General features: G+C 62.5%; 6 protein-coding genes and 1 pseudogene. 6 read left to right on the top strand and 1 reads right to left on the bottom strand.

What is annotated here, in order from left to right; genetic code table 11:
- From AAC083_RS18455 to AAC083_RS18430, 6 genes and pseudogenes are all read left to right on the top strand, one after another.
- On the top strand, positions 1-1179 hold a 1179-nt coding region (locus AAC083_RS18455; RefSeq protein WP_146181731.1), incomplete at its 5' end, for an NADH-quinone oxidoreductase subunit L.
- A 78-nt stretch (positions 1180-1257) separates the two neighbouring features.
- Positions 1258-2778, top strand: a complete 1521-nt coding sequence (gene nuoM, locus AAC083_RS18450; RefSeq protein ID WP_042034383.1) for an NADH-quinone oxidoreductase subunit M — start codon at positions 1258-1260, stop codon at positions 2776-2778.
- A 61-nt stretch (positions 2779-2839) separates the two neighbouring features.
- A complete protein-coding gene (nuoN, locus tag AAC083_RS18445; RefSeq protein WP_108537374.1) occupies positions 2840-4303 on the top strand; it encodes an NADH-quinone oxidoreductase subunit NuoN in 1464 nt (487 codons plus the stop codon).
- 315 nt (positions 4304-4618) lie between these two features.
- Positions 4619-4837: pseudogene (locus AAC083_RS18440) on the top strand (hypothetical protein); the annotation flags it as partial.
- Positions 4834-6267 carry an HD domain-containing phosphohydrolase gene (locus tag AAC083_RS18435; protein ID WP_108537372.1) on the top strand — a complete coding sequence of 478 codons (1434 nt, stop codon included), beginning with the start codon at positions 4834-4836 and terminating at the stop codon, positions 6265-6267. The pseudogene AAC083_RS18440 and the gene AAC083_RS18435, both read left to right, overlap by 4 nt.
- A gap of 18 nt (positions 6268-6285) precedes the next feature.
- On the top strand, positions 6286-7827 hold the full coding sequence (locus AAC083_RS18430) for an HD domain-containing phosphohydrolase (protein ID WP_108537371.1): 1542 nt from the start codon (positions 6286-6288) through the stop codon (positions 7825-7827).
- Positions 7828-8065: 238 nt separating this feature from the next.
- On the opposite strand, the gene AAC083_RS23320 is transcribed toward AAC083_RS18430, so the two are convergent.
- Positions 8066-8339: phosphoribosylformylglycinamidine synthase subunit PurQ (locus tag AAC083_RS23320; RefSeq protein ID WP_258224764.1), on the bottom strand; the 274-nt coding region annotated here is incomplete at its 5' end.

Genomic DNA, 8339 nt, shown 5'->3' with positions numbered 1-8339 from the left:
CTCTTGGGCGGCGCGGTCGGCAAATCGGCCCAGTTGCCGCTGCAAACCTGGCTGGCGGATGCCATGGCTGGCCCGACGCCGGTCTCTGCCCTGATCCACGCCGCGACCATGGTGACTGCCGGTGTTTATCTCATCGCCCGTACCCACGGCCTCTTCCTGCTGGCCCCCGAGATCCTGCATCTGGTGGCGCTGGTCGGTGCCATCACCTTGCTCCTGGCAGGTTTTGCGGCCCTGGTACAGACCGATATCAAGCGGATCCTGGCCTACTCCACCATGAGCCAGATAGGCTACATGTTCCTGGCACTCGGGGTCGGCGCCTGGGAAGGGGCCATCTTCCACCTGATGACCCACGCCTTCTTCAAAGCGCTCTTGTTCCTCTCCGCCGGTGCCGTCATCGTTGCCTGCCACCACGAGCAGAACATCTTCAAGATGGGGGGCCTGCGCAAGAGTTTGCCGCTGGTCTATGCCTGCTTCCTGGTAGGGGGCTCGGCGCTGGCCGCGCTGCCACTGGTCACGGCCGGTTTCTACAGTAAAGACGCCATCCTGTGGCAGGTGCAGGCATCCGGCCAGACCACACTGTTGTGGGCCGGCTTGGTGGGGGCCTTCCTGACCTCCCTCTACACCTTCCGCCTCATCTTCATCGCCTTCCACGGCAAGGTGCAGACGCAGGCCCACGCCGGCCACGGTCTGGCCCACCAGCTGCCACTGCTGGTGCTGCTGGTGCTCTCCACCGGGATCGGGGCCCTGATAGTACCGCCGCTGGCGGGGGTGCTGCCGGCTGGGCCGGGAGATCACATAGAGGCGGGTCGTCACACGCTGGAGATCGCCTCCGGCATCGTCGCCATCGCGGGTATCGCCCTGGCCGCCTTCCTGTTCCTGGGTGAACGTCGACTGGCCACCCGCGTGGCGAACAGCGCGCCTGGCCGGCTGCTCAGCACCCTCTGGTTCAATGCCTGGGGCTTTGACTGGTTGTACCATCAGCTGTGGGTCAAGCCCTACCTGCTCAGCACTCGCCTGCTTGGCAAGGATCCGCTGGACTGGATGATGAATCTGCCGGCCTGGCTGGCCCTGCGTGGCCACCAGCTGTTGGCCTGGACCGTTTCCGGCAAGTTGCGCTGGTATGCAGCCTCCATGGGGATGGGCACCGTCCTGATCCTGGCCCTGCTGCTGCTCGGCTGATCCCGTGATGCAGCCCCTGAACTCGCAGCAAGCCCACGGGCCTGCACAGTGACTAGAACATAGACGAGAGCTGATATCGTGACCTTACTCTGGATCTTGTTAATACCCTTCATCGGCGGTCTGCTCTGCTGGCAGACGGAGCGCTTCGGTGAATACTTCGTGCGCTGGGTCGCACTGCTGTCCATGAGCGCCTGCCTGCTGCTCTCCGGCGCCATCTGGTGGAGCGGTGACTTTTCCCTTGCAACCCAGACGGGCGTGTCCGCCTGGGCTGCCGAACTGCAGTTGCCCTGGATCCCCCGCTTCGGCATCTCCCTGCACCTGGCGGTGGATGGCCTCTCCCTGCTGATGGTAATGCTCACCTGCTTCATCGGCGTGCTGGCCATCCTCTGCTCCTGGAAGGAAATCGTACAGCGCATCGGCTTCTTCCACCTGAACCTGCTGTGGATCCTGGGGGGGGTGCTCGGCGTCTTCATGGCGCTGGACCTGTTCCTGTTCTTCTTCTTCTGGGAGATGATGCTGGTCCCCATGTACTTCCTGATCGCGCTGTGGGGCCACTCGGTCACCGACGGCAAGTCCAGGATCAACGCAGCCACCAAGTTCTTCATCTACACCCAGGTCAGCGGCCTCATCATGCTGGTCGCCATTCTGGGTCTGGTGCTGACCCATCATGCCGCCACCGGCGTCTTCACCTTTAACTATCAGGACTTGCTCAACACCCCGATGAGCAAGGGCGTCCAGTGGTTGCTGATGCTGGGCTTCTTCATCGCCTTCGCGGTCAAGATGCCGCTGGTGCCGCTACACGGCTGGCTGCCGGATGCCCACAGTCAGGCGCCGACCGCAGGCTCGGTGGATCTCGCCGGGATCTTGCTGAAAACCGCCGCCTACGGTCTGCTGCGTTTCGCGCTGCCACTGTTCCCGGAGGCCTCCGCCGAGTTTGCCCCCTACGCCATGCTGCTGGGTCTGGTCGGCATCGTTTACGGCGCCATAGTGGCGTTCGCCCAGACCGACATCAAACGCCTGGTGGCCTACACCAGCATCTCCCACATGGGCTTCGTGATGATCGCCATCTACTCGGGCAGCGAGCTGGCGCTGCAGGGCGCCGTGGTGCAGATGATTGCTCACGGCCTCTCCGCCGCCGGTCTGTTCATCCTGTGCGGTCAGCTCTACGAGCGGCTGCACACCCGTGATCTGCGCCTGATGGGCGGCCTGTGGGGCCGGTTGCGCTACCTGCCCGGCGTCATGCTGTTCTTCTCGGTGGCCTCCCTTGGCATGCCGGGCACAGGTAACTTTGTCGGCGAGTTCCTGATCCTCATCGGCAGCTTCCAGGTTGCCCCCATCATCACCGTCATCGCCACCTTCGGTCTGGTACTGGCATCCGTTTACTCCCTCATCATGCTGCAGCGGGTCTGCTTCGGTGCGCCCAAGGACGAGAAGGTGCTCAAGGGTCTGGATCGCCGCGAGCTGGTGATGATGATGACCATAGCTGGCCTGCTGGTGCTGCTCGGTGTCTATCCCCAGCCGGTACTCGATACCGCAGGCAGCAGCCTGATGAGCGTGCTGCACTGGTACGCACTGCCGTCTGCAGGAGCATTGCAATGAACCTGACTGTTTCCCGACCGCTGGCCCTGTTGCCTTACTTGTCCCTTACAGGAGCACTGCAATGACATTCACCGCTTCTCAACTGCTGGCCCTGTTGCCCCTGTTGCTGACAACGGGGGCCATGCTGGCCCTGATGCTGGCCATCGCCTGGCGACGCTGTGACGACACCGCCTTCGTCGTCACCATCACGGGCCTCAACCTGGCGCTCTTCTCCCTGCCCATCGTGATGGCGCAGGGTGATCAGGGGGTCACCCCTCTGCTGCAGATTGACGGCTACGCCGTCTTCTACATGGGGCTGGTGCTCATCGGCGCCCTGGCCACCTGCACCTTCGGTCGCTCCTGGCTCAAGGGCTATCCGGACAACCGGGAAGAGTTCTATCTGCTGCTGCTGATCGCCACCGCCGGCGGCCTGGTGCTGGCCGGCTCCCGCCATCTCGCCTCCCTGTTCATCGGGATCGAGATGCTGACCCTGCCCATGTTCGGTCTGGTGGGCTACGCCTACCGCGAGCGCCATTCGCTGGAGGCCAGCATCAAGTACATGGTGCTCTCCGCCACCGCCACCGCCTTCCTGCTGTTTGGCATGGCGCTGCTCTACGCCCAGGCGGGCAGCCTGAGCTTCAGCGATCTCGGCCTGACCCTGGCGACCACCCCGGCTCACCACCCGCTGCTGATGGGCGGTCTGGGGCTGATGCTGGTGGGATTTGCCTTCAAGCTCTCCCTGGCCCCCTTCCACCTCTGGACACCTGACGTATACGAAGGCGCCCCGGCACCGGTGGCCACCTTTCTGGCCACCGTCAGCAAGATAGCCGTGTTCTGCGTGCTGCTACGTTTCTATCTGGCGGTGCCTGCCGCGGCGGATCCCATGATCCACTGGCTGCTGGCCGCCATGGCGGTCATCTCCATCGTCATCGGCAACCTGTTAGCCCTGCTGCAGACCAACATCAAGCGGATGATGGGTTACTCCTCCATCTCCCACTTCGGTTATCTGCTGGCGGTGATCGTCGCCAGCCGCCTCGGCCAGATGCCAGTGGAAGCGGCCGGCGTCTACCTGCTGATGTACCTGTTCACCAACCTGGGGGCCTTTGGCGTCATCAGCATGATGTCCAGCCCCTATCGCGGCAAGGATGCGGACTCCCTGCACAGCTACCGTGGTCTGTTCTGGCACCGCCCCTACCTGACCGCCGTCATGACGGTGATGATGTTGTCGCTCGCGGGTATCCCCATGACGCTGGGCTTCATCGGCAAGTTCTATCTGATCGGGGTAACGGTCGATGCCAAGCTGTGGTGGCTCTGTGGTGCCATCGTGCTGGGCAGCGCCATGGGTCTCTATTACTACCTGCGCGTCATGGTCACCCTCTATCTGCTGGAACCCGGCATGCAGCTGCGCGATGCCAAGGCCGACTGGGCCGTCTCCTCGGGCGGCATGGTGGTGCTGCTCTCCGCCATCATAGTGGTGGCACTGGGCATCTACCCCCAGCCGGTCATCAGCCTGGTACAGGGCTTTCAAAACGTGGTACTGCGCTAAAAGTCGCGCCGCTGCCAGCAACACACAACCGGCCCGGGTGGCCGGTTTTTTATTGCTGGTTGAGCAAGCTCACTTTTTATGCGTCTTTCTAACCGCTTATGTCACATCACAGGTCACAGCTGAGTATCATCACCCCGCCCCTTACTGATATATTCATGAGATACAGGAATGGAACTTGGTGTTATGACGCTGCCCTCCTTTTGCCTCTTTTATGCCCGCCCGCTGGCTGATGCGCCGCTCCCCTCTCGAGGAGGTCGACTTGATTGGCTGCTGGCCGAACAGGATATCGGCCGTGTCACCGGGCGGCAGCAAGAGAGCCAGCACGGCCCGGTCAACACACTGGAGCGCGATGACTGCACCGGCCATCAGCAGCACTTTGGCCAGCAGCGGGAGCTGAACGCGCTGTTTACCCAGGGCGACGCCCACGAACTGGCTGGCGCACTCTCACTCAGCGAGATGGGTAGCTTGCGGGCAGGGGATTATCCTCTCTTCCACAATGGCGCCATTCTCTGCAACGGAGCAAGGCCGTCATGAACAACGACCATGACATGGCCATCGTCTGCGATCTTGCCCTCTGCATCGGCCGCGAGGTGACCCTGGATGCCCTGCTGACCCAGGTGCTGCAACGCTTTCTGTTTCATTGTGCCTGCCCGGTTGGGCTGGTGCTGCAGCAGCTGCCACAGGGGGAGTACATGATCGTCAAGGCCATCGGGGACGAGCAGCTGATCCAGCAGCACGGGCAACCACTGGCGCTGCCCGCCTGGGTCAGTGACGGCGAGCAGTTCTCCCTGCACGGCGCCATTCCCCTGCCCGGCTCCCGTCCCTATCCCTTTGCCTACCGCTTGCGGATAGAGGGGGGCTATCTCATGCTGCTGCTCTCCCCGAGAACTGAGGATGGGGATGAACAGCTGTGCCATCTGTTCAGCCCCATCCTCGGCAACCTGGCACGCGCAATCCAGCTGTGCCGGGACAGCGAGCAACTGGCCCTGCGTCAACAAGCAGAGCGGGTGGATATGCAGCACGTCAACGAATCCCTGCTCAAGGCGATCCCCATTCCCGTGTGCTACCAGGACGTCGAGGGACGCTTCATCGGCTGCAACCCGACTTTTACCCAGATAACCGGTATCCGCAGGGCAGAGCTGCTGGGGAAGCGTGTGGATGATATTCTGCCGCCCGAGATGGCGGACGAGTACACCCAGCGGGACCTGGAGGTGCTTCGCAGCAAGCAGCCGCAATCTTTCGAACACAGCCTGATCGATCGCAGCGGCCATCGTTATCAGGTGCTCAACTTCAAGGATCTCTTCTACGACCATCAGGGCAAGGTGGCCGGCATCATAGGGGCACTGGTCAATATCACCCATATCAGGGAGAGCGAGCAGCATCAGCGCACCTTGCTGTTTCAAACCATAGCGGCGCTCTCCTCCGCCATTGCCCACAAGGATCCCGGTACGGCTGGCCATGAAAAGCGCGTACACGATCTCGCACTGGCCATCGGTCAGCACCTGCAGCTGCCACAGGATCGGCTGGATGGACTCGGTCTCACGGCCATGGTCCACAACATAGGCCTGCTGCAGATCCCGGCCGACATCCTCACCCGCCCCCGTGAGCTCAGGCCGGTGGAGTTTGAACTGATCAAGCTACACCCTCAGGCCGGCTGTGACATCCTCCAACAGATAGACTTCCCCTGGCCCATCGCCACCATAGTGCAGCAGCATCACGAAAACATGGATGGCAGCGGCTACCCGCAAGGCCTGCAGAGTGATGCCATCTGCCTGGAGGCGCGCATCATCCGGGTGGCCGACTCGCTGGCCGCCATGACGGCCCACCGCCCCTTCCGCCGCGCCATGTCGCTGACCGATGCCTTCGCCCAGCTGACGCGCTATGCCGGCATCCACTATGACGAGCAGGTGGTGAATGCCTGCCTCTGCGTGTGGCAAGCAGGCTATCGTTTCACTACCCCCTGATCTGCCGCAGGAGCACAAATGACTTCAAGACCGGATACCTCGTCCCGCCGTCAGCTCGGCGCCCAGCTCCCGTTGCCCGCTGGCCCCCTCTGCGCTCAGGTGATGGATCAGCTGCCCTACCGTGTCCTGCTCAAGGATACCCGCTCCGTCTTCACTGCCTGCAACCGACTGCTGGCCGATGATCTCGCCCTGGAGCCAGCCCAGATCATCGGTAAGTGTGATGCCGACTTTTTCCCGGCCGAGCTGGCCCAACGCTATCGGGATGACGATCTCAGGGTCATGACCAACGGCACCACGCACCAGCACGAAGAGCCCTACCTCAAGGACGGCGAGGCTCGCTGGCTCAGCACCACCAAGTTCCCCCTGCGCGATGAGCTGGGCGAGGTGGTCGGCGTCGGGGTCTTTTTCGATGACATCACGGAGCAGAAACAGCAGCAGGAGCAGTTGCTGCAATATACCTGGACGCTGGAGGCCATTGGCCGCGCCCACCATGCCATGCTCAGGCAGGGGGATGAGCAGGTGCTGCTGCAGGAGATCTGTGACGCCATCACCTTTGATGGCCGTTTTCCCCTCGTGACTGTGCTGCAGGAGGCCGTGGATCAGGATGCGCTGCAGATACTGGCGCAGGCGGGCAACGCCACCTGGTTTACCAACGACCACTGGCTCACCCGGGATCCGGCCTTGCGTCAGACCATCTGCGATGGCGAGCCACGCAACGAAGCATTGGCGAGCGAGGTTGTCCATCATTCGGCCACCTTGCGGGCCCGCCTGCTGCTCCCGCTACAATGGCATTCCACCGTGCGGGGCGCTCTGCTCATCCACAGCCCGCACGCCAGGGTCTTCACCGGGGAAGAGGTGCGACTCTTCAGCCAACTGGCCGATTACCTGGCCTATGGCCTGCAAGCCCGTGGCACTCAACAGGCCTATCTTGCCGCGCAGCGGGACAAGGTGCTGTATGCCCGTCAACTGGAGCTCGCGCTGGAGGATGCCCTGGGTGCCATCGCCGCCGTACTGGAGCAGCGCGATCCCTACACCGCAGGTCACCAGAAACACGTCGCCACGCTGGCCATGGCCATAGGCCGCGAGCTGGTACTGGGCGACAAGCAGCTGCGCGGCCTCTATCTGGGGGCCATGGTGCACGACATCGGCAAGATCCAGGTACCGGTCGACATCCTCACCAAACCGGGCAAGCTGACACCCCAGGAGTTCAATCTGGTCAAGGAGCACCCGACTGCCGGTTACCAGGTCCTCAAGGACATCGCCTTCCCCTGGCCCATCGCCCAGATGATCCACCAGCATCATGAGTATCTCGACGGCTCCGGCTATCCCGAGGGTCTCGAGGGGGATCAGATCTTGCTGGAGGCGCGCATTCTCACCGTGGCCGACATTGTCGAGTCCATGTCTTCGGATCGTCCCTACCGTGCCGCCCTCGGCATTCCCCAGGCCAGGGCTCACATCATACAGATGCGGGGAGCCCAACTGGACGAGGCGGTGGTGGATGCCTGCCTGCGCATTCTGGATCGGGGCGATTTCACCCCCCACGAGCTGGGCAACAGCTAGGTTGTGCTCAAGGTGTTCAAACTTCAGACGCGGCAATGGTAAGCCATAAAAAGGGCCTCTAAAGAGGCCTATCAAGGTGGTTGTGACGTGAATAGATGCGGTGTTTCAGGAAGGATGGGCCCCCATAGCATGAGGAGACCGTTTTTCAACCACGTTAGGAACGCAGCCTAGCAGTAAACAGAGAGACAAAAACCGGCCAGCTGGCCGGTTTTTGATTACTGCAGATTGCGCTGCAAGATTAACCCAGTTGCACCCGGGCGTTGCGGAACATCCGCATCCAGGCACCATCCTCGCCCCAGTTGTCCGGGTGCCAGGAGTTGGCCACGGTGCGGAACACCCGCTCCGGGTGCGGCATCATGATGGTGGCGCGGCCATCTTGCGTGGTCACCGCGGTGATACCGTTCGGTGAGCCGTTCGGGTTGGCCGGATACTGCTCGGTCACGCTGCCGCGGTTATCGACAAACCGCAGCCCTACCAGACCGCTGGCCTGCAACGCGCTCAGGTGAGCGGCA

Origin of the sequence: Aeromonas sp. HMWF014, from assembly GCF_963878295.1 — a bacterium.
Classification (GTDB): Bacteria; Pseudomonadota; Gammaproteobacteria; order Enterobacterales; family Aeromonadaceae; genus Aeromonas; species Aeromonas popoffii.
This window is presented reverse-complemented; position numbering and strand designations above follow the sequence as displayed.

Coding starts and splice junctions, on each gene's coding strand:
- AAC083_RS18435 (WP_108537372.1), top strand. CDS start 4,834: ATGAACAACGACCATGACATGGCCATCGTCTGCGATCTTGCCCTCTGC.
- nuoN (WP_108537374.1), top strand. CDS start 2,840: ATGACATTCACCGCTTCTCAACTGCTGGCCCTGTTGCCCCTGTTGCTG.
- AAC083_RS18430 (WP_108537371.1), top strand. CDS start 6,286: ATGACTTCAAGACCGGATACCTCGTCCCGCCGTCAGCTCGGCGCCCAG.